Source organism: Acetobacter malorum (assembly GCF_002153605.1).
Lineage (GTDB): Bacteria > Pseudomonadota > Alphaproteobacteria > Acetobacterales > Acetobacteraceae > Acetobacter > Acetobacter malorum_A.
Genome location: NZ_JOPG01000018.1, coordinates 58,619 through 79,346 on the forward strand (window position 1 = coordinate 58,619; position 20,728 = coordinate 79,346).

The window sequence follows — 20,728 nt, forward strand, 5'->3', positions numbered from 1 at the left end:
TTGCACAGAAGAGCCGCCCTTAGAATGGCTGCACGCGTGGGTAAGACGCCTCCACAATGAGCTGGATGCGGCCTTCATCGCTGATTTTCAGGCAGGGGAGCAGTCATGACCCGCTTCCTCAAAGAACTGGCGTTGTTCTTCCTGCTGCCTCTGACCTGCGCCTGCTTCCGTATTACTACGGGATTGGCACGCTTCACCTTCCATCTTGCAGGGAAGGAGTGGGCTCATGGCTAACCGATGTAAAGGCCACCTAGCGACACGCGACCGGCTGGACACGATTCAAAGCGCAAGCTGGGAGCTAAGCGCTATTGGCGAATGCCTTGCCGCAATAGGGCGAGACATGGCGCTTGCGCCCAGCGACCAGAATACGCCCGCGGGCGGCACCGGTAACGCTCTAAACTGGCTGGCCACTGAGATTGACCGGCGCTGTGCGCTGATTGATGAGGCTTTAGCATAACACGCTAGTATTAAAATTTATCCACAATGTGCTGCCTTAAGCTTCATCATCCTTAAGAAAATCGTCAAATATTATGAAAAAACAAGAAGTTATTAAAATACTTGCGTCCGGTACCGGGTTAGGGTATGAATTTATCACAATCGCAAAAGTGCGTCTGGGTGCTTCTTACTGCTTTCACAGTGACGCTTTTACGACGATTTTTGTAGTTTCTACCCACAACTTAATTTCTTCGGCGCATTCCGCACCCTGCGGGCTGCGCTTTTTTTGGTCTCACTCAAATCGTAATCAACATGCGGGCAACGGATGATCGCAAGATCAGCCGCGCTTCCGTACGTCTGCATACGTAGGAGTAAACATGACTGTTCAGCTTGAAAACACTGGATCTACTACACTCCCTCTCATGGTGTCTGTTTCCGACGCACCAAAAATATTCGGGATGTCGCGCTCACATGCTTATCGCTTGAAGGAACAGGGGTTGATCGAAATGGTGAAGATGGGTCGGGCGACCATGATCAAAACTGAAAGCATGCTGGCGTATATCAACAGCCTGCCAGCCATGAAGCCGGGTCAGTCCTGAATAAAAAAACGCCGACCTACGTTTCCGTAAGCCGACGCCGTTTTCAACCATCGCTCCTGATAATACGGGAAGATTGAGACTGCGTCCAGAAGAAGCGTAGGCAAGTAATGGAAAAAATCCTTTATGAGCACGCAAAAACGTGAACGCCCTCAGCTTGCCTTGTTGCCAAAGCCAACCGTGGCATCAGGAAAGTGTGTTTCCTATGATATTTTGCCGGATGGCATCATAGACTGGGACTATGTTGAGCACATCTGGGTTCATCCCATGTTGGACGAGAACAATGAGCGGATATATGCACCGTGCGTTGTTTTCCTCGACAATACATGGATGCCCATTGGTCCCTTTGGATCTTTAGAATCTGCACGCCGCACCTGCTTCCGTTGGTCTGCCCTGCACGATAGGGGCGTGAAAGACAAATCAGACCCACCAGCACCTTTTGGTATTTCACCTCAGGGCTCAATTGTTGATGTCAGGCTCTTTGAGCTTGGTGATTCTCTTCCGGGGGATCCGTGGCACTATGATGAGAATACAGGCGACTTTCGTCTCAACCTCATCGTCCTCGGAGTTGAACTGGCAAATAGCGCCCTATGCGCAGATATTACCCTTGAAGAGCGCATTGCTGACGTGGATGCAAAGCTGAAGAAGGTGGAAGGCACTTTTCGGTCTTGCGATACCATTCAGCCCCACCTTGCAAAAGCTTACGTCGCCAAGGCCCGTGAAGCCGCCGTGTTTTGGCTGACTGAGTTACAAGCAGAGGAAGATGCTGAGATCGAAACCCCAGAGGATGATGGCCGCTCTTTTGCTGACACCGTTCGTAAAGAGGGGGTCACCTACGAGCAGGCTGTATTTAAGCTCGGAAAATACCTGAGTGATCTCTATTCCAATATCAGGAACGAGGACGGCACCCCTCTCGTCGATGCTGAGGAGCGCAAGCACAAGGCCTATAAAGCAGGCGTAGAGCGACTGGCTTATTTTGCGGGAGTGTCAGCATGAGCGCGGCGCTCGATTTGCGCCAGAGCGCGATGCCTGCCAGCCCGGTGGCGCTCTATGCGCAGAGGTTGGCAAGGCACGGTTTGAAGGTTTTCCCATGTAATGAGGATAAAACACCCGCCTGCAAATGGGGTGAACTGGCCACGAAATGCCCTGAAAGCATCCCTATGTTGTGGCGCACTTATCCGGGCGTGTTGATCGGCGTGGCAACAGGGGCAGATTCTGGCTTCGATGTTTTAGATATCGACCTGTATAAGCCTGAGGCTGACGACTGGTATCAGGAGCACTGCGCCAGGATGCCACGAACACGCATGCACCGCACCCGGTCGGGAGGCCTGCATCTGCTGTTCAGACACCGGGAAAACATGCGCAACAGTGCTGGGAAAATTGCTACCGGGGTCGATGTCCGCGGTGACGGCGGCTACATCATCTGGTGGCCAGCTGCAGGGTGTGAGGTCGTTGATAAAAGCGCAGCAACGCAATGGTCTGCGTGGCTAGTAGAGATGGCACAGCCGCCATTGCTTCCTAAAGCAAACATCATGAATAAGCCGCTAGATCTGCGGAATATCGAAAAGAAAGTTCAGAATGCTGTCCGATGTGCGGTTCATGCTGTTACCTCTGCTCCAGAAGGCGGTCGTAATGACCGGCTAAATGCTGAGACGTTCTCGCTGGCGCGGTTTATCCCTGAAGGTCATCTGACCGCCACCGATATTGCCTATGCTATGTCAGCTGCTGCCCTACAGGCTGGACTGTCAGAGCCAGAAATCCAGAAAACGATTGCGTCTGCCCTGCGGGCACGGGTGGATGCATGACGGAAGCTCTCAATACAGATAAAGCCGTCCAAGATGGTCTGAGAAAAGCACTGACCACGCCTGGAAGCAACGGTTACGCCCTCCTCACGGAACACGGGATGGCCGCCGCTTTTACAGAGCGTTACAAGGACATGCTCCGTTACGACCATAAGGCCGGGCGCTGGTTCTTGTGGATGGACACACATTGGAAGGAAGACACCACACACCGGGCGTTCAGCTATGCTCGGATGCTAGTAGCGGAAGCTAACAAGAATAGTGAGTTCAAAGAACAGGCCCTGACTGGAAAAGCATCTTTCTGTGGTGGCGTAGAACGGTTTGCCCGTACTGACCCGGCACATGCAGTAGTGCCAGAAGACTGGGATAAAGACCCCTATCTATTAGCAACCCCCGGCGGCACCGTTGACCTACACACAGGGAAACTGCGCCCTGCCAGCCCTGACGATATGATCACCCGCGTTGCCGCCGTTGCACCTTCAGTGGGGCCTTGTCCGTTATGGCTGCGCTTTCTCAACGAAGCCACCAACGGCGATGCAGAGCTTATCGCGTTCCTGAAGAGGTGGTGCGGTTACTGTCTGACAGGTGACACACGAGAGCACGCCCTGTTATTTGGCTATGGTCCAGGCGGAAACGGGAAAAGTGTATTCCTCAACACGCTATCCCGTATCATGGGCGATTATGCGACCGTAGCAGCCATGGACACGTTTGTAGCTTCACACGGTGATCGGCATTCGACGGATCTGGCCATGCTGCGTGGTGCCAGGCTTGTCACGGCCTCAGAAACGGAGGAAGGCCGGACGTGGGCTGAGGCGCGCATCAAGCAGATGACCGGTGGAGACCCCATTACAGCACGCTTCATGAGGCAGGATAATTTTACTTTCCAGCCCCAGTTCAAGCTGACCATCGTTGGCAATCACAAGCCGGTGCTCAAGAACGTGGATGAGGCAGCACGCCGCCGGTTCAATATCGTGCCGTTCATTCACAAGCCCAAAAGCCCGGATAAGGATCTGGAGAGCAAGCTACAGGATGAATGGCCAGGCATTATGCAATGGATGATCGAGGGCTGTCTTGAATGGCAGCGTGAAGGAATGCCGCGTCCTACTGTCGTGCTGGAAGCCACAGCGGAATATTTCGAGGCGCAGGATACGTTTGGGCAGTGGTTGTCTGAACGGTGCATTCGTGACCCCGGCCTTGAAACGAAACCGAACATGTTGCTCAAGGATTTTCAGGAATGGTGCCGGAACAACGGGGAGCCTGAGAGCGACAATAAGCGCATGCGGGGGATGTTGGAGAAGACAAACGGTATTCGCTACGTCAAAACACGCGGCACAAGAGCCGTGAGAGGTATTGGTCTCAAACCTAACGAAAGCCCCCACCAATGGCGAGACTGACAAAAAGGGGGCAGGGTGGGGCAGGGTTATTTGATTTGGCGCCATACGCGCGCGTACATGAGGAATAACGGATTTACCTATCCCCACCCTGCCCCCCTGATGTGTATGATCCTTGAAAAGGAGTAAAACCATCATGACTGACGAATTTCTAATAAACGGAATACCCAGAGATAGCGCGAAAAACGCATGGTATTGGTTTAAGCATGTGAGCCAACTGGATGATCCAGCAGCGCTACCTGTTCCCTATCATTGGTATGACGGTAAATGGTCCAATGGGCTTGTTGGTGATGAAATCGAGAAGGGTAATTACAAGTGTTATGGACCTTGTGAATATCCGGCGCCGTGGGGGTAATAAGACGCTCCCGAAGAAATCCCACCTGATGGCCAGCCTTGTTCCGCGACGCCAGCACTGAGTTTCCCGCATGAGAAGTCCTAAAAAGCAAGCCTTTCAGGACACAGAAAACGTGGGACAAAATAACGGAAAGTCCTTGTCCTAAAAATTACCATTTGACTTTTGAGACATAGACGGCGTAACTTCTAAGAGGTTTTAGGACATGAGGAACGTCATGAAGATCGGATATGCCCGCGTCTCAACAGTGGATCAGGATGCCGGACTGGAAGCCCAGATACGCGATCTAAAAGCCGCAGGGTGTGAGAAGATATTTTCTGAGAAAGTGAGTGGCACAGACAGCCAGAGACCTGAGCTACTGGAGGCCTTGGGATATATCCGACCCGGCGATGTGCTGGTTGCGACAAAGCCCGACCGTCTGGCCCGCTCTACTGCTGACCTTTTGGGCTATGTGCAGACACTCCGGGGCAAGCAGTGCGGTCTTATCGTGCTCTCCATGAATGGCACCACGCTAGACACCACCAGCCCCACATCAAAGCTCATGCTGACTATGCTGGCTGCTGTAGCTGAATTTGAGCGTGACCTAATGCTGGAACGCCAACGGGAAGGGATTGCTAAAGCCAAGGCAGAAGGCCGCCCAATGGGCCGTCCTCGTACGGTGCTTTCAAAGACCGACACCATCCGCAAATTGAGACAAAAAGGCCTCTCTGCAGCCGCTATTGCCAAGCAGCTCGGTATCGCCAGATCTGGGGTCTATCGAGCACTAGAAACAGAAAAAGCATAAAGCTAATCTGTAACAATTCGTGATGTGGTCATTATACAGCGTCTCTGTTTGTTCCCCACTGTGTCTGACTGTTTCTGTATCTATGGAATAACCCTTTCATATCAAGGGTGTTTCCAATTTTAGTATTTGTAGTGCAAAAAATACCCCTGATATAAAGGGGGTATGAAAAAGATAGGCCCCTATTCGAGACCAGATAGTCTCAAGAAACTCGACGGTAGGAGCAAGGAAGCACGACTGCTCAAAGACGTGCGCTCAGCACTCGTCGATCATGTAGGCGGCGCACCATCCATCACACAGCTTGCTTTGATTGATCGGGCCGCTTGGCTTACCCTCCACATGACCATAATGGACAGCCACATGCTGGCTGGTGGAGCCCCTGCCGAACGGGATGCCCGCCAGTATCTGGCATGGGCCAATACGCTCACACGCACCATGCGCTCTCTCGGTCTGGATAAGGCACCGGCCGTCGCCCGCGGGCTTGATGCTCTGCTGGCAGAAAGGAGAGTGCGGGCATGAGCATGACCGTTCTGCAAGCCATGCACGACCCCGCTCTCTTCGGGGCTGAGTTCGATGCGCCGACCTGGACTGCATGGGAAGCCTTCCTTGCTGCCCTGCTGGGTGAGGAAATGACGGATGAACAGAAATCTCTCTGCCATCTACACACTGGCCGCACAGACCTTCCTCTGGAGGCGTTCAGACGGGCGGCTCTCATCTGTGGCCGCCGCGCCGGTAAAAGCCGCGTGCTGGCTCTGTTGGGCACCTGTCTGGCTACTCTGAAAGATTACCGCCCTTACCTGTCCGCTGGGGAGGTGGCGACGGTGGGGATTATTGCTGCCGACCGCAAGCAGGCGCGCACCATCTTTCGGTATGTCCGTGGCCTGATCTCCCTCGTTCCCGAAATGGAAGCCGAGGTTACGCGGGAGACGGATGAAGTCATAGAGATGGCAGGCCGCCGTGTTGTGATTGAAATCGGCACTGCCAGCTTCCGTGCCACCCGTGGCTATACCTATGCCGCTGTGCTCTGCGATGAAATTGCCTTCTGGCGGGATGACAGCAGCGCCAACCCTGATGAAGAGATCCTGCGAGCCCTGCGGCCGGGTCTGGCCACCATTCCCGGTTCCATGCTGCTGCTGGCATCAAGCCCCTATGCCCGGCGCGGGGTGCTCTGGAAAACCTACAAGCGCTATTACGGGCAGGATGGAGCCACCACACTGGTGTGGAAAGCAGCCACCCGTGAGATGAACCCTGAATTTGATGAACAGGAAGAACGGGAAGCCTACGAAGAAGATCCCGCTGCCGCCGCTGCAGAGTATGGTGCAGAGTTCCGTAGCGACATTGCATCTTTCGTCGCCCCGGAGGTGGTTGAAGCCTGCACAGTGCAAGGCCGGCATGAACTGCCACACGATAGCCGACACCGCTACGTTGCCTTTGTTGACCCGTCTGGCGGCTCATCTGACAGCATGACGCTGGCTATTGCTCATCATGAGGATGAGTGCGCCATTCTTGATCTGGTGCGTGAAAAGAAAGCACCATTCAGCCCAGAAAACACCGTAGTGGAATTCTGCGAGACGCTGAAAGCCTATAGCATCACCTCCGTCACTGGCGACCGTTACGGCGGCGAGTGGCCGCGCGAGCAGTTCCGCAAGAACGGCGTGCAATACAATCTTTCTGAAAAGGTGCGGTCTGATCTTTATCGCGACCTTCTGCCTGTTCTCAATTCTGGAAAAGTTGAGTTGTTGGATATTCCTGTGCTGTCTCGCCAACTTTCAGGCTTGGAACGCAGGACCGCGCGCGGCGGCAAAGACAGCATCGACCATGCACCGGGAGGACACGACGACGTTGCAAACGCAGTGGCAGGTGTCGTCGCCCTGACATCTAAAAAGCAACTCCCTCGCTTTTCTCGTGAATTTTTGGAAAAAATCTGATGACACATTTCATCTCCATGGCTTTTGACCAATCTGTAAGGGAGACGTCACCAGAAGGTCACCTGCGCATCCATCGCTGCATTTTGAGTGCTGCAACTGTATCACCTTATTTGGGCAAAGAGATTGTTGATGGCGCGCGGCTGGGGTTTCGTCCTGACGTTCTCTATCAGCTCTACCGTGACCCACAGGCTCTCGCAAAAGCGGCTGATACAATGAATGGCAAGCCCATTCTAATGCAGCACCGCGCCGTTTCTTCGACGGACCACCCGGCAGAAATTACGGTAGGTGCAGTTTCAGATGTCAGGTTTGAGAATCCTAATCTGATTGGTGCCCTAACTATCTGGGACCGTTCTGCCATCTCAGCGATTGAAAATGGTTCGCAGCGTGGCGTCTCCGCCGGGTATCGATACCGTGTTCAACCTGGCTCCGGGGTTACCAATGGCCAGAGATATGACGGCCGGATGGTCGATATCTCCTTCAATCATCTCGCTCTTGTTGCAGAACCGCGTGTCGCAACTGCGATCATTGGCGATGCTCTCCCGAAAGGAATGAAATTGATAAACCAAGACCACCTGCAAAACAGGAGCGTTGAGCGTTCACTTGAAAAACGCGTTTCGCAAATTCTGGACGAACTAGAGACTATCCCGCAGGAGGATGTCTCTTCAACTGCTATGGACAGCCTTATGGAGCAGAGGTTTGCCGAGCGGCAAGAGCGAGAACGCAAAGCCTTTTCTGAACAGTTCCCCGAAGTTTCACGTATTCAGGTAAAAGGATGATGAAAATGAAAACATCTCCAATTCGCAAAAATCTTGCAGAAACTATTGCAAAAATCAAAGAGACAAAAGGTAGCCTTGCCAAAGTCGACACCGCTTACTGGGATACAGCGGCAACACGGGACAGGCATGAAAAAGCCCTTGAAGCAGCAAAAGAGAAAGTCCAGGAAGCCCATGCTCAAAAAGCATCTTTGATGGCCGACCGGCTCTTGGGACAGAAAGTGACAGATGCTGATCCCGTCGATGCTGCAGAAAGGGTGGAACGAGAAGCTCAGCTTTCTCTGCGCGAAACCGAAGCTGTCATTCATGAACTCAAACGCCGGAAGGCATACCTAGAAGAAGAAAGAGAACGGCTTACATTCAAAAGAAGCAATCTCATCAAAGAGGTGGTTTCCGAAAGCGCTGTTGCCATCCATCTGCACCGACAGGTTGCAGACGCGGCAAAAACTCTCCTTGATGCAGCCAAGAGCCTGAGGCTCCTACGCGACCGTGGATGCCGGGTTCCTTATCCTGAAGAGCACAAACCCTCAGGCACTACAGTCGATACATTAGAGAGGATGGATACATTCCCCTCTTCATGGGCAGAAAACCGGATCCCCGGCGCCCTTCAGCTTGCCGCTCAGTGGGGAAGCGCTCTGTCTGCTCTTGAAGAGGATGCGCTTTATCCTCTGCCGGGTGAAGGAAAAGCCTGATGGGTGTCAAAATTATTGCACCGATTCGCGGCCAAAGACAAAGGCATTTCCATCGGAACAAATGCCTTAATATGAAGGCTTGAGCTCCACGATAGGAGCATAGCTGGTATTATGATCTTTATGAGGGGTGTTAAGAGGGGTAACTAAACCCAGAACTCTTAAAAATTTAATCACTTCAAGGGATTAGGAAGCGGAACTGGTGGAGCCAATCGGGATCGAACCGACGACCTCCTGAATGCCATTCAGGCGCTCTCCCAACTGAGCTATGGCCCCACACTGTTCCAGTCAGGCCACGGTGACGTGGCTTGCTTGTGCACGCCTGATACAAGACGATTCCAAGGCTGACAAGTCCCTATTTTACGAAAACAGCACGCCCATCTCCCTCAACGCCTCCAGCAGCGGCAAAAGGGGCAGGCCGAGAATGGCTGTCTGATCCCCCTCCATGCGGGCAAACAGATGCAGGCCCGGCCCTTCAATCCGATAAGCGCCAACGGAATAGAGGCACTCGTCGCCTTCCTCCGCCAGATAGGCCTCCAGAAACGCATCAGAAAAGAGCCGCATGGTCAGCTGGGGTTCAGAAACATGCTGCCAGAGCACCTGCCCATTCCGGCACACCACGACAGCTGTATGCAGGGTATGCGTTTGCCCCCTTAAAGAAAGAAGCTGCTGCCGGGCCGCTGTGAGGTCCGCAGGTTTGTCATACCAGTCCCCCTTACAGGAGAGCATCTGGTCCGCACCAATTACAAACGCATCGGCACAGGAGACAGAAAGCGCTTTGGCTTCTGCCAGACGGAGGGCAACGGTCTCCGGTGGTGCGCCCTCCGCACGGCCTGCTTTTTTAAGAGGCTCTTCATCGACTGAGGATGAGAGGACAGAAAACGTCAGTCCGGCATTTTCCAGAAGCTTACGACGAATGGCTGAACCACTCGCCAGAACCAGTTTATGGCGCGAGTCCTGTATTGGAGTCGGTTTGAGTACTAAATCTGACACGAAAGCGAGTCTCTTTCAGGTACTAAGCAATAAGGGGGCTGTGAGTACTCTCCTGAGTACCGGGGTACATGTGGATTGTACGGCGATCATGACAAGCACGTACCGAGTACCGTGCACAACTCACAAGAGTCATGAACCGGTGAGTTGTACACAGCCTCATTTGGGTACAATCTGGATAACTCTAAAAACCTTAGCATTTCCAACGGTCTGTAATCTGTACACAGTGTGGGAAAGATGGGGTACATTTTTGGAATGGTGGGTACCCCGTCATCCACAGTACCCTTTAACCTCTAAATCCATTTCTATTCTTTTATTTTATATTTTAGGACCGTGGACAGGTTGGACAAAGACGTGCAGGACTTCAGGCCATGACCAGCAAGACAGATATCCCCCCCTCCAAACGCCTGCTCAGAACATTGAACGGTGAGGCTGTCTGGCCACCGCCAATGTGGCTGATGCGACAGGCAGGACGTTTCCTTCCCGAATTCCGGGCCATGCGTGCCAGAGCAGATTTTCTGACACGCTGCATGACACCCGATATCGCGACAGAGCTGACCTTGCAGCCCATCCGTCGCTTTGGAATGGATGGCGCCATTCTGTTCTCCGATATTCTCATTCTGCCCTGGGCTATGGGGCAGTCGCTTGAGTTTGTTGAAGGCACAGGCCCGGTTCTGGGTGCCATCCGGAGTGAAGCAGATCTCGCAAAACTTGATCCCGAACGTATTGCAGAGGTGACAGCCCCTGTTCTGGAAACATTGTCCCGCCTGAATGGGATCCTGAACGGGCCAGACGATATTGGCGTTGCAAAAGGTGGCGCCACAACACTGCTCGGCTTTACCGGCTCTCCCTTCACTGTCGCCTGTTACATGGTTGAAGGCGGTGGTTCTCGGGAATTCGCGATTACGCGCACCATGGCGTTTTCCGAACCCGCTTTGTTTGACCGGCTTATGGCGCTGCTGACGGAGCAGACTGCGACCTATCTGTGTGCTCAGATTGAAGCCGGCGCTGAAGCCGTCATGCTGTTTGATTCCTGGGCGGGCCTGCTCTCACCAGCAGAATTCCGCAAACATGTCATCGCACCAACGCGGCAGATCGTTCAGACCATTAAAAGCCGTTACCCCTCCGTGCGCGTGATCGGTTTCCCGCGTCTTGGTGGCGTAATGGTTGCTGAATATGCGCGTGAAACCGGCGTGGATGTTCTTGCACTGGATACCGGAGCAGATTTTGCAACGGTGCGAAGCATGGTGCCGGAGCATGTTGCTCTGCAGGGTAATCTGGACCCGGTTGCTGTGCTGGCTGGTGGTGACGCCATGCGGCGAGAAGCGCTGGCCGTGCGGAATGCTGGCCGTGGTCGTGCACATGTTTTCAATCTGGGTCATGGCGTTCTGCCGCAAACACCCGTTGAGCATGTGGCGGATCTGGTCAAAACAGTTCGGGAGACAGAATTATGACACAGGCTTTAGCACTTTCTCCTGAAGGGCAGCTGAAACTTGTCATTTTTGACTGTGATGGTGTGCTGGTTGATAGCGAGCAAACCTGTTGCCGGATCAGCGCGGAAGAAGCCCGCGCTGCTGGCCTGAACATTCCGGCAGAAAACGCGGTTGATGAATTTTCCGGCATGGCATTGCCGGAAATTCAGAAAGACATTGAAAAGAAAACCGGAAAATCTCTTGGTTCTGACTGGGCTGATCGTGTTCAGAAGCGTTTTGTGGCGGCCATGAAGCAGGGTGTGGAGCCGATTGATGGCGTCCACGCCATGCTGGATGGTGTGAAAAAGCTCGGGTTGCCAGTGCGTGTTGGCTCCAATTCCTCCGTTGAAGAAATGGACGCAAAATTCATAGCGACTGATATGACACACTATTTTACAAACCGCGTGCATTCTGCGCGGGATATGGGTGTGCCAAAACCACGTCCGGATGTGTATTTGCATGCGGCCGAGCAGGAAGGTGTTTCTCCTGCAAACTGCGTTGTGCTGGAAGATAGCAATACCGGTGCACGGGCTGCTGTTGATGCTGGCATGATGTGTGTTCTGCTTCGTCCTGGGGCTGAGCCCGTGCCGGACTGGCCAAACCTTGTCCGCATTCGTCATCTTTCAGAGTTTGTGCCGCTTTTGGAAAAAGCGTTGCAGAGTCAGGGATAAAATCATGACCATTGACGCTCTTCTGCCCTGGGTACGCTGGATTCTGGCTTTTCACGTCATGTCTGTCATGGCGTGGATGGCTGGACTTTTCTATCTGCCGCGTCTGTTCGTCTATCATTGCCAGGTGCAGGTCGGGTCAGAAGAGAGTGAGCGGTTCAAAATTATGGAGCGCAGATTGCTGCGGGCCATTATGAATCCTGCCATGTTTGCCAGCCTGTTGTTTGGCGTGCTTCTGGTCTTAACGCCCGGAAGTGTGGACTGGCACGCAGGCTGGTGGCATTCGAAACTTACTGCTGTCATCGGCATGTTTGCATTTCATGGATTTTGCTCCCGCTGGCGTCGAGAGTTTGCAGAAGACCGAAACCAGCATGCTGAACGGTTTTACCGTATGGCGAATGAAGTGCCGACAGTTCTGATGATGATCATTGTCATCATGGTGATTGTTCGCCCATTCTGAATAATCCAAAAGGTCTCCTGAACCTGTTTTGCAAAGGGCGAGACATTCTCCCTTCAACAAACAGGTTCAGTATGCAGAGAGGGCAAGCATTCTGATGGATAGGGTGCTTCCAAACCAGAATTTCACCGGGATTTAGAAGACATAATTTTTGAAAACACCTGACGTATAAATAGAAATTTCTACATATAATATTTATGAATAAATCTAGACCACACCACCCTCTCGGGTTATTCCTTTTTTAAATCAATCCCTGAGCACGCAGCAATCCAAAGGCTGAAAGCGTGACCATGCAGGTGATCTCATTTTTACGGATCATCTCCTCCACCTCTTCCAGTAAAAGCGTATGGCAGGTCATGTCCTGTTCCGTTTCTTCCCGTGCGCAGGGGCCTTGTGTCAGGCCCGTGGCCAGATAGACGTGCCCTTTTTGCGTGGTGAAACCGGCCCCCTGATACATAATGCCTGCATGATGCAGCGTTTTGGCAATCAGGCCTGTTTCTTCCTGTAATTCGCCAGCAGCCAGGGCTTCGGGCGCGGCATCGGGCCGATCTTCCCACATCCCCATGGGTAATTCCCACAGGCGCTGACCAATGGGGTACCGGTACTGGTTGACCAGTGTAACAGTGCGGCGTCCATCTTCTGTTTCTCCCAGCGGCAGGATAACAACAAATTGACCGCGCTCGACCACCCCATAGAGCCCGTCTTTGCCATTGGGCCGCCGAATGATGTCTTCCCTTACGCGGGTCCATGGGTTTTCATAGGCAATACGGGAAGAAAGCGTGACATATCCGCCAGCGTCAGGAAGAGGCTTCGTCATTGAACGGGTCTTTCGTCTGAAAATGGGGCCTTGAGCGCGATTTATAGCATCATTTTTTGAGGAATGTTTCATGTCGGAAGGGGCTGTCCGCACGTCCTCGGTTACGTTTGTTATTCTGGCCGTCGTGGTTTTTACGTTGTTTTGTTACACGGATATCGGCCTGCAAATGGCGGTGGTGCCGCTTTTTGTGCGGGAGAAACTCGGCTTCAGTTCTGCCATGGCCGGGTTTGCCGTCTCCGTTCAGTATCTGGCGACCTTTGCTTCGCGCATTGGGGCAGGCAAACGGATTGATACAGGTGGGCCTAAGCGTGTGGTGCTGATGGGCCTGAGCACGGGTATCCTGTCCGGCCTGCTACTGGTGGCGGCAGCTCTGCTGGTGTCCTGGCCGCTTCTTTCCCTGCTGTTTGTTCTGGCTGGCCGGATTGCGCTGGGGGTGGCGGAAAGCTGGGTGGCAACGGCGGTCATTGTCTGGAACATTCGCAGGGCAGGGGTCAGCAAAACGGCTCAGGTCATTTCCTGGAACGGTGTGTGTTCTTACGGCGGCATTGCGTTGGGTGCCCCCATTGCCACGATGATCTACCATAGCGTTTCCCTGCCCGTTGTGGGTGGATTTGCGGGGGTGGGACTGCTCTCTGCCGTGCTGATGGGGGTTGGTATCCCGCTTGCTCTGCGTCAGCCTGCTGTGGCGCCTCTGGCGGCGGGCAAACAGCCTTCGTTTTTCACGGTATTAGGGCTTGTGCTCCCTTATGGATTAGCACTTGCGGCCGGGTCTGTGGGGTTTGGGGCGATTTCCGCTTTGCTGGCCCTGTATTTTGCTGACCAGAACTGGAGCGGTGCTGCGTTCGCTCTGGCCTTGTTCGGGCTTACGTTTGTGCTGACGCGCTTTGTTTTTACCACGCAGATTGCAAAACATGGCGGAAACAGTGTGGCGATTGTTTCCCTGTTTGTGGAGGCTCTGGGCCTGTTTGTACTGGCCTTTGGCCATAGTGCGGCATGGGCAGATGCAGGGGCCGCTTTGACCGGGGCCGGGTTCTCTCTGGTGTTTCCCGCACTGGGTGTGGGGGCTGTGGCGCAGACGGGGCCTGAGAACAAAGGGGCTGCTATTGGCGCCTTTTCTGTCTGTCTGGATATCGCCATCGGCATTTCTGGCCCTCTGCTGGGGCTGATGATCCCGCTGTGGGGCTATGGGGCCGTGTTTCAGGCGGCGGCTCTCGTCAGTCTTGTCGGGGTTGTGCTGTGCGTTCTGCTGAAAAAACAAACCCGTCTTGCGCGCTGAAACAGTCTCGTAAAGATTTTCCGTCCTGCATAAGCCGTCAAAACACGATATGCTTTTTGCTTACTCAGAAAGAAGGAGAAGGACCGCATGCCCTCTACCCTGAACGCCGTTGCCGTTTTCTGTGGGTCTCGCTTTGGGAAAAGCCCGCTCTACAAACAGGCCGCGCAAAACGTTGGCCAGACATTGGCAAAGGCTGGCATCCGTCTTGTGTATGGCGGCGGGGCACATGGGCTGATGGGCGTTGTGGCAGATGCCACCTTGTCCGCAGGCGGGGCGGTGACCGGCGTTATTCCTGATTTTCTGGAAAGCCGTGAGAAAATGCACGAGGGCGTGGCCGAACTGATTGTTACGGATTCGATGCACACCCGGAAGCAGATCATGTTCTCACGGGCTGACGCATTCTGGATTCTGCCCGGCGGCTTTGGCACCTTTGATGAGATGATGGAAATCCTGACCTGGAAACAGCTGGGCCGACACAGCAAGCCGATTATCCTGATTAACGTGGAAAACTGGGCCGATACGCTCCTCGCTGCACTGGATGCTGCCGTAGAGCAGGGGTTTGCCGCCTCCACAGCGCGGGCCATGATTGAGTCCGTGCCGGATGTTGAAACCGCTCTGGCGCACTCTCAGAGTGCTGAAAAAACAGACCGGGTTGCTGTCGAACAGCTTTGATCCGGTAGAAGAATTACACTTCTCTGCGTTTCAGCTCTTGCTAAGATGGCCTGAGAGGGGTATAGCCCGCTCACGGTCATCGGAGTGTAGCTCAGCCTGGTAGAGCACTGTGTTCGGGACGCAGGGGCCGGAGGTTCGAATCCTCTCACTCCGACCAGACTTTTCCCCTGAAAAATATAAATATTATACTGGGCACCAGCCCGTCAGATGACGGATAATCATGCCCTTACCGCTCTGCATGTTTTGCGTTTTACGCAGAGCAGAGGGGGCCTTTATGCCCGCTTCAGCCATCAGATTGCCGTAGGATTATGCCATTCTCTCTTGGAAATGGCGGGAAACCTGAGTCTTATGTCAGAGCTGACATGTATGAAGCATCCGACGGCTTTCTGTGGAAATCCAGTAAACGGTTTCCCATTTCTTCATCAGAGAACGATGTGTTCCGCACAGGAACAGGTGCCAGAACAGGCCGGGCAGTCTGGCCATAAGAGGGGGCAGAAGATGACACGCAACTCACTTCATTACGGACGGCTCGCCGCGTGCCTGCTTCTCGCTTGCGCGCTGTCTCCCGTCGCTCTGGCTCATCCCGGTGGGGGAGGTGGCGGCTTTGGTGGCGGCGGTGGAATGCATGGTGGGGGTGGTTTTGGTGGTGGAGGCGGTGGCTTCCACGGCGGCCCCGGTGGAGGTGGGTTTCATGGCGGTCCCGGTTTTGGGGGCGGTGGCAGACCCGGCGGTGGCTTTGGCGGGCCGGGTGGAGGCTTCCACGGCGGTCCGGGCTTTGGTGGGGGCGGCTTTCATGGTGGTCCCGGTTGGGGCGGCAGGCCGGGCGGTGGTTTTTATCGCGGTGGCGGCGGCTGGGGCCGTGGTGGCTGGTGGGGCGGCCCAGGTTGGGGCGGCTGGGGTTACCCCGGCTACGGATGGGGATACCCCGGTTATGGCTGGGGCTATGGTGTCTGGGGCAGTCCCTATTGGGGCGGTGGCTGGGGCTGGGGTGCGCCCTTTGCCTTCGGCTCTGTGTTAGGGCTGGCTGTCGGTGCAGCGGTGGCATCGTCTGCTGAGGAGAGCTATCAGGCCCCGCAGACGATGTATGCCCCTCCGTCCTACTACGCACAGCCCACAGAGCCGCCTGTAGCGCAGGGAGGCTATCCCACCTACGCGCAGCCCTCTTATTATGGAAATGCCCCTCAGGGAGCCGGACAGGCCGTACAGCAGGGGTCTGATGTTGTGCATTGCAGCGCAGGGCGGTTCTTCAACTCCCTGACGGAAAGCTGCGACAAACGCTGATCCTGATATTTGCCTGCTAAAAGGCCGCTCCGGATGGAAACATCAGGGCGGCCTTTCTTTTATTGCGGCTGCATTCTGGTTTACGCTCTCAGGCAGAAAAATGATTTGTCTGAGTGGGGTGAAGGTGTCTGGCTGTTTCAAAAAACCGTGGTTTCATAAACTTATTCGTCCTGCCCGCAGAGGCCTTCTGGCTGGCCTGCTGGCCGGAAGCGCACTCTCGGTGGCAGAGGCAGCCGAGCCGGATCCGTTCCAGATCTTTGCGCCGCTTACTTATCCGCAACCGGTTAATCTCTATCATTCCGGCAATGGTGCACCGGGTCCGATGGCCTGGAAAAATCGGGCCGATTACGACATCCATGTGCATGTTGACCCGGCGACCCACACGCTGTCAGGCAGTGAAACACTGACCTACACTAATAACAGCCCTGAGAGCCTTTCCACGCTCTGGCTGCAACTCGATCAGAATATCTATCAGCAGGGTTCACGCGGTGCTTACGCTTCGCCACAGCGGCTGCAGGATCATACAGACGGGATGATTATCGAGGCCGTGGCGCAGAGTGCCGATGGCAAGGAAACACCTCTTACGCCGCTTATCTCAGACACACGGATGCAAGTACCCTTGCCGCAGGCTCTGGAGGGGAAGGGCGGGCACCTCACCCTGAAAATCTCATGGCATTATACCATTCCGGGTGAGTGGGGCGGCCGTACAGCCTTCAGCCAGAATCAGAACGGCGAGGTGTATGAAATCGCCCAGTTCTACCCACGGATGGCGGTGTATGATGACCAGCGCGGCTGGGATACGGCACCCTATCTGGGGCAGGAATTCTATCTGGACTACGGGGATTTTGATTACAGCGTAACCGTGCCCAAAGGCTTTCTGGTGGCAGGCAGCGGCGTGCTGACAAACCCGGATGCGGTGCTGAGTGCGCAGGAAAAAGCCCGCCTGGCGCAGGCTGCTACCAGTGAAACCCGCATCATGATCCGCACGCCGGAAGATGTGCAGGCCATAGTGCATCAGCCACAAACCGAGACGCAGACCTGGCAGTTCCATATGGCGAACACGCGGGATATCGCCTTTGTGGCGTCTCCCGCGTTGCTTTGGGATGCCGCGCGCCTGAACCTGCCTCCTCTTGAGGGCAGCGACGCGAAAAATCCTGCTCCGCGTCTGGCCATGTCCGTTTATCCCGCAGAGTCTGCCGGCGCGACAAAATGGGACCGCTCAACAGAGTATGTGAAGCACGCCATCGAGTATTTTTCGGGCAAGTGGTTCCCGTACCCCTGGCCAAATGCCGTCAATGTCGGTGGGCACGGCGCAGCTATGGAGTATCCGGGCATTGTGTTTGACGGCAAGGAAGATGCCGGAGCAGAGCTGTTCTGGGTAACAACGCATGAGCTGGGCCACGGCTGGTTCCCCATGATTGTTGGCTCCAATGAGCGCCGCAATGCGTTTATGGATGAAGGCTTCAACACCTTTATTGACGTCTATGCCTCCGACCATTTCAACCATGGGGAGTTTGCCCCCAAGCATGACGTAGAGTTTGCTCCTCAGACGGGCCACCCGGCGGATGATATTGTGCCGGTGCTGAAAGATCAGGACGCGCCTGTTTTGATGACACCGGCGGACCTGATCTCTGAAAAATATCGTCATAGCGTGACGTATTTTAAGGGAGCTTATGGGCTGCAATTACTGCGGGAACAGATTCTGGGAGCAGACCGGTTTGACCGTGCTTTCCAGCACTACATTGCGCTCTGGGCCTTCCGTCATCCCACCCCGTCCGACTTCTTCCGCGTCATGGAAAGCGAGGCCGGGGAGGATCTCTCATGGTTCTGGCGGGGCTGGTATTTCAAGAACTGGGGGCCTGACTACCGCCTGAAATCCGTCTCTTATGTGAACGGAAACCCGGTGCAGGGGGCGCGGGTGCAGGTGGAAAACAAAGGCTGGCTGCCGCTGCCTGTGGTGCTGGCTATTACGTGGATGGATGGGAGTTCTGCCCGTCTTACCATTCCTACGGAAACCTGGTCTCAGCGGAACACGGTCACGCTCCAGATTCCGGGTAAGCTGGCTATCCGTTCCGCCGTGCTGGACCCGGACCATATGATCCCGGATCTGAACCGGTCGGATAACAGCTTTACGGTTAAGCTCACGGCGGCGCATCCGGCAGCACCGTCTGCTGCCCCCACCCCAACCGTGCAGGGTGCCCCTGTGCCTTAACAGACAGGCAGAGCAGGGGCACCCTGGAGCGCATCAGGCGCGGGAGGGAATGGGTGCCCCTTCCAGATTCAGAAGCCAGCGTTTGTCATCTATCCCACCATCACCGGAATATCCGCCCAGCCCATTCTGTGACACGATACGATGGCAGGGGATCAGAATGGGAATGGGGTTCCGGCCGACAGCCTGCCCGACAGACCGGGCACTTCCTCCAACTTCCTTTGCCAGAGCCTGATAGGTTTTAACCGTGCCTACAGGGATGGCGCACAGAGCGTTCCAGACCCGCTTCTGATAATCCGTGCCGAACATCGGTTCCAGCGGGAAAGGAAAGGGGCCAGCAGCCTTCGGTTCATCAAACCATTTATCCAGCCAGTCCCGTGCGGCGCAGAGCATGGGGGTTTCTGTCTGATCACGTCCCCAGCCCCAGTCGAGCGAGATGATCTTACCCTCTTCTTCTGTCAGGGTCAGCGGCCCGATGGGGGAGTGGAGCGAAAGCTGTGGCATGGTCGTCGTCCGTCATTGTCTGGTCTGTGATGAGGCGTGCAGTATGCGCGGCAGCCTGAGGCTTGTCATGTTAAGAAAGACGCCTCAGAAACCTGGCGGAAAGAGCAAACACGTTTTTAGCTTACGTCTGAGTGCGGATCTGTTTTAGAAAGCCCCTGCTTCCTCATAAGGGCTCGGCCTTATACAAACTTAAGGCCGAACGACCCTGATGAGCAGCACAAGCGGTGTGCGCCCACGCCAGAGAAAACCAGAGTTTCAGAACGGCCTTGGCCTTTTAAAGATCATGCAGGAAGGAAAAACCACCGTGGCGTATCAGGGTGAAGAGACGATTTTTGCATTATCCACGGGGCTTGGGCGGGCCGCTATTGCGGTGATGCGGGTGAGTGGTGCCGGGAGTGAGGCGCTGCTGAAGCGTCTGATCGGCAAACTCCCCGGTGCACGGCGCGCAGCCTTGCGGCGTGTGTGGCAGGATGCAGCCACGCAGGAGAATTTGCTGGATGAAGCTCTGGTTCTCTGGTTTCCCGGTCCGCACAGCTACACGGGCGAGGATGGGTTTGAACTCCATCTGCATGCAGGCCCCGCAGTTATCAAGGCGGTAGCCGGGGCATTGGTAGAAGGTGGCGCGCGCCCGGCAGAAGCCGGAGAGTTTACGCGCCGCGCCTTTATGAACGGCAGGATGGATCTGGTTGAAGCTGAAGGCATTTCAGATCTGGTGGAAGCGGAAACGGAAAGCCAGCGCAAACTGGCTCTGGCGCAGACAGATGGTGCCCTCAGCCGCCTGTATCAGAACTGGGCGGACCGGCTAAAACGTGTTCTGGCGCATCAGGAAGCGCTGATCGATTTCCCGGATGAAGATTTGCCACCTGAAGTTGAGCAGGGGCTTCTGGATGAAATTCATAGCCTGATTGCCGCGATGCAGACGCATATTCAGGAAGGAGATCGTGGGGAGCGTATTCGGCGCGGGGTGGTGTTTGCCATTACCGGCCCCCCCAATGCAGGCAAGTCCAGCCTTTTAAACTGGCTGGCGGATCGGGATGCGGCTATTGTTTCCCCCATGGCAGGCACGACGCGGGATGCCATTGAAATCAGCGGTATTCTGGCGGGTGTCCGTGTGACGTTTGTGGATACAGCAGGCCTGCGTGAGACCGAGGACGCCATTGAGGCTGAGGGCGTAAAGCGGGCATTGTTTCACGTGAAACAGGCCGACTGTGTGTTGCAGATGTTTGCCGCAGGAGATGAACCGCAGGAGGTGTTCCCTGCCAGCGTGCTGATAGGGAACAAGAGGGATCTTGGGGCTGTGCCGCACGCCGTGCAGGGGCACCCTGTTATGGCGGTCAGCCTTGAAACAGGGCAGGGGCTGGACCAGCTTAAAGCCCTGTTGGAGCAGAAAGTGGAAGCGCTGACAGCATCGTCTGCGTCTGGAGCACCTCTCCTGACCCGTGCGCGCCATAAGGCTGGGGTAAAGGAAGCCTGTGCGTGTCTGGAGGCCGCTTTGCAGCAGGAGTGGCCGGAAATGCGTGGGGAAGAATTACGGCTCGCTATGCGGGCCTTAGGGCGGCTGACAGGGCATGTTGGGGTGGAAGACCTGCTGGATGCTGTGTTTGGCCAGTTTTGTATCGGAAAGTAAGGGTGAGGCGG

General features: G+C 55.0%; 23 protein-coding genes and 2 tRNA genes. 21 read left to right on the plus strand and 4 right to left on the minus strand.

Annotation, left to right across the window (positions count from 1 at the left end; genetic code table 11):
* Positions 1-105 precede the first annotated feature (105 nt).
* From HK23_RS14760 to HK23_RS08365, 12 genes are all read left to right on the plus strand, one after another.
* On the plus strand, positions 106-234 hold the full coding sequence (locus tag HK23_RS14760) for a hypothetical protein (RefSeq protein ID WP_256940118.1): 129 nt from the start codon (positions 106-108) through the stop codon (positions 232-234).
* A complete protein-coding gene (locus HK23_RS08315) occupies positions 227-457 on the plus strand; it encodes a hypothetical protein (protein ID WP_086653606.1) in 231 nt (76 codons plus the stop codon). The genes HK23_RS14760 and HK23_RS08315 overlap by 8 nt, the downstream gene beginning before the upstream one ends.
* A gap of 355 nt (positions 458-812) precedes the next feature.
* The gene (locus tag HK23_RS14535; RefSeq protein ID WP_179193847.1) at positions 813-1,034 is read left to right on the plus strand and encodes a helix-turn-helix domain-containing protein; all 222 of its coding nucleotides are present in this window, start codon (positions 813-815) and stop codon (positions 1,032-1,034) included.
* A 123-nt stretch (positions 1,035-1,157) separates the two neighbouring features.
* A complete protein-coding gene (locus HK23_RS08325; protein WP_086653607.1) occupies positions 1,158-2,027 on the plus strand; it encodes a hypothetical protein in 870 nt (289 codons plus the stop codon).
* The gene (locus HK23_RS08330; protein ID WP_086653608.1) at positions 2,024-2,836 is read left to right on the plus strand and encodes a bifunctional DNA primase/polymerase; all 813 of its coding nucleotides are present in this window, start codon (positions 2,024-2,026) and stop codon (positions 2,834-2,836) included. The genes HK23_RS08325 and HK23_RS08330 overlap by 4 nt, the downstream gene beginning before the upstream one ends.
* Complete coding sequence (locus HK23_RS08335) at positions 2,833-4,224, plus strand: phage/plasmid primase, P4 family (protein ID WP_086653609.1); 1,392 nt, start codon at positions 2,833-2,835, stop codon at positions 4,222-4,224. Before HK23_RS08330 ends, HK23_RS08335 begins: the two co-directional genes overlap by 4 nt.
* 133 nt (positions 4,225-4,357) lie before the next feature.
* A complete protein-coding gene (locus HK23_RS14320) occupies positions 4,358-4,576 on the plus strand; it encodes a hypothetical protein (RefSeq protein WP_143217523.1) in 219 nt (72 codons plus the stop codon).
* Positions 4,577-4,790: 214 nt separating this feature from the next.
* Positions 4,791-5,357: a recombinase family protein gene (locus tag HK23_RS08345; RefSeq protein ID WP_086653677.1), complete on the plus strand. Its 567-nt coding sequence runs from the start codon at positions 4,791-4,793 to the stop codon at positions 5,355-5,357.
* Between the two features lie 162 nt (positions 5,358-5,519).
* On the plus strand, positions 5,520-5,873 hold the full coding sequence (locus tag HK23_RS08350; RefSeq protein WP_086653611.1) for a hypothetical protein: 354 nt from the start codon (positions 5,520-5,522) through the stop codon (positions 5,871-5,873).
* Entirely contained in the window at positions 5,870-7,282 is a 1,413-nt protein-coding gene (locus tag HK23_RS08355; protein ID WP_086653612.1) for a terminase large subunit domain-containing protein, read from the plus strand. Before HK23_RS08350 ends, HK23_RS08355 begins: the two co-directional genes overlap by 4 nt.
* Positions 7,282-8,058, plus strand: a complete 777-nt coding sequence (locus tag HK23_RS08360) for a DUF2213 domain-containing protein (RefSeq protein ID WP_086653613.1) — start codon at positions 7,282-7,284, stop codon at positions 8,056-8,058. Before HK23_RS08355 ends, HK23_RS08360 begins: the two co-directional genes overlap by 1 nt.
* Positions 8,059-8,063: 5 nt before the next feature.
* Positions 8,064-8,747 carry a hypothetical protein gene (locus tag HK23_RS08365; protein ID WP_086653678.1) on the plus strand — a complete coding sequence of 228 codons (684 nt, stop codon included), beginning with the start codon at positions 8,064-8,066 and terminating at the stop codon, positions 8,745-8,747.
* Between the two features lie 197 nt (positions 8,748-8,944).
* Here HK23_RS08365 and HK23_RS08370 read toward each other — a convergent pair.
* A tRNA-Ala gene (locus tag HK23_RS08370) sits at positions 8,945-9,020 on the minus strand.
* An 84-nt stretch (positions 9,021-9,104) separates the two neighbouring features.
* Positions 9,105-9,737 (minus strand): Maf family protein, encoded by a 633-nt coding sequence (locus tag HK23_RS08375; protein WP_086653614.1) that lies wholly within the window; start codon positions 9,735-9,737, stop codon positions 9,105-9,107.
* Positions 9,738-10,105: 368 nt separating this feature from the next.
* Here HK23_RS08375 and hemE point away from each other — a divergent pair, with 368 nt between their 5' ends.
* The 3 genes from hemE to hemJ are packed head-to-tail and all read left to right on the plus strand — an operon-like array spanning position 10,106 to position 12,334.
* Positions 10,106-11,188 carry a uroporphyrinogen decarboxylase gene (hemE, locus tag HK23_RS08380; protein ID WP_063907296.1) on the plus strand — a complete coding sequence of 361 codons (1,083 nt, stop codon included), beginning with the start codon at positions 10,106-10,108 and terminating at the stop codon, positions 11,186-11,188.
* Positions 11,185-11,877: an HAD family hydrolase gene (locus tag HK23_RS08385; RefSeq protein ID WP_086653615.1), complete on the plus strand. Its 693-nt coding sequence runs from the start codon at positions 11,185-11,187 to the stop codon at positions 11,875-11,877. Before hemE ends, HK23_RS08385 begins: the two co-directional genes overlap by 4 nt.
* Before the next feature lie 4 nt (positions 11,878-11,881).
* A complete protein-coding gene (gene hemJ / locus HK23_RS08390) occupies positions 11,882-12,334 on the plus strand; it encodes a protoporphyrinogen oxidase HemJ (RefSeq protein WP_063907295.1) in 453 nt (150 codons plus the stop codon).
* Between the two features lie 238 nt (positions 12,335-12,572).
* On the opposite strand, the gene HK23_RS08395 is transcribed toward hemJ, so the two are convergent.
* A complete protein-coding gene (locus HK23_RS08395; protein ID WP_063907294.1) occupies positions 12,573-13,148 on the minus strand; it encodes an NUDIX domain-containing protein in 576 nt (191 codons plus the stop codon).
* A 70-nt stretch (positions 13,149-13,218) separates the two neighbouring features.
* Between HK23_RS08395 and HK23_RS08400 the strand changes: the two genes are divergently transcribed.
* The 5 genes from HK23_RS08400 (at position 13,219) to HK23_RS08430 (ending at position 18,589) form a co-directional block, all read left to right on the plus strand.
* The gene (locus HK23_RS08400) at positions 13,219-14,424 is read left to right on the plus strand and encodes an MFS transporter (protein WP_086653616.1); all 1,206 of its coding nucleotides are present in this window, start codon (positions 13,219-13,221) and stop codon (positions 14,422-14,424) included.
* An 87-nt stretch (positions 14,425-14,511) separates the two neighbouring features.
* Positions 14,512-15,096: an LOG family protein gene (locus tag HK23_RS08405; protein WP_063907292.1), complete on the plus strand. Its 585-nt coding sequence runs from the start codon at positions 14,512-14,514 to the stop codon at positions 15,094-15,096.
* 80 nt (positions 15,097-15,176) lie between these two features.
* A tRNA-Pro gene (locus HK23_RS08410) sits at positions 15,177-15,253 on the plus strand.
* Between the two features lie 341 nt (positions 15,254-15,594).
* Positions 15,595-16,377 (plus strand): hypothetical protein, encoded by a 783-nt coding sequence (locus tag HK23_RS14540; RefSeq protein WP_179193848.1) that lies wholly within the window; start codon positions 15,595-15,597, stop codon positions 16,375-16,377.
* A 100-nt stretch (positions 16,378-16,477) separates the two neighbouring features.
* Positions 16,478-18,589 carry a M1 family metallopeptidase gene (locus tag HK23_RS08430; protein WP_179193849.1) on the plus strand — a complete coding sequence of 704 codons (2,112 nt, stop codon included), beginning with the start codon at positions 16,478-16,480 and terminating at the stop codon, positions 18,587-18,589.
* Between the two features lie 33 nt (positions 18,590-18,622).
* Here the strand turns inward: HK23_RS08430 and HK23_RS08435 are convergent, their stop codons facing one another.
* Positions 18,623-19,090 carry a methylated-DNA--[protein]-cysteine S-methyltransferase gene (locus tag HK23_RS08435; RefSeq protein ID WP_082881639.1) on the minus strand — a complete coding sequence of 156 codons (468 nt, stop codon included), beginning with the start codon at positions 19,088-19,090 and terminating at the stop codon, positions 18,623-18,625.
* A 283-nt stretch (positions 19,091-19,373) separates the two neighbouring features.
* On the opposite strand from HK23_RS08435, the gene mnmE reads away from it, so the two are divergent.
* The gene (mnmE, locus tag HK23_RS08440) at positions 19,374-20,717 is read left to right on the plus strand and encodes a tRNA uridine-5-carboxymethylaminomethyl(34) synthesis GTPase MnmE (protein WP_086653680.1); all 1,344 of its coding nucleotides are present in this window, start codon (positions 19,374-19,376) and stop codon (positions 20,715-20,717) included.
* Positions 20,718-20,728 lie beyond the last annotated feature (11 nt).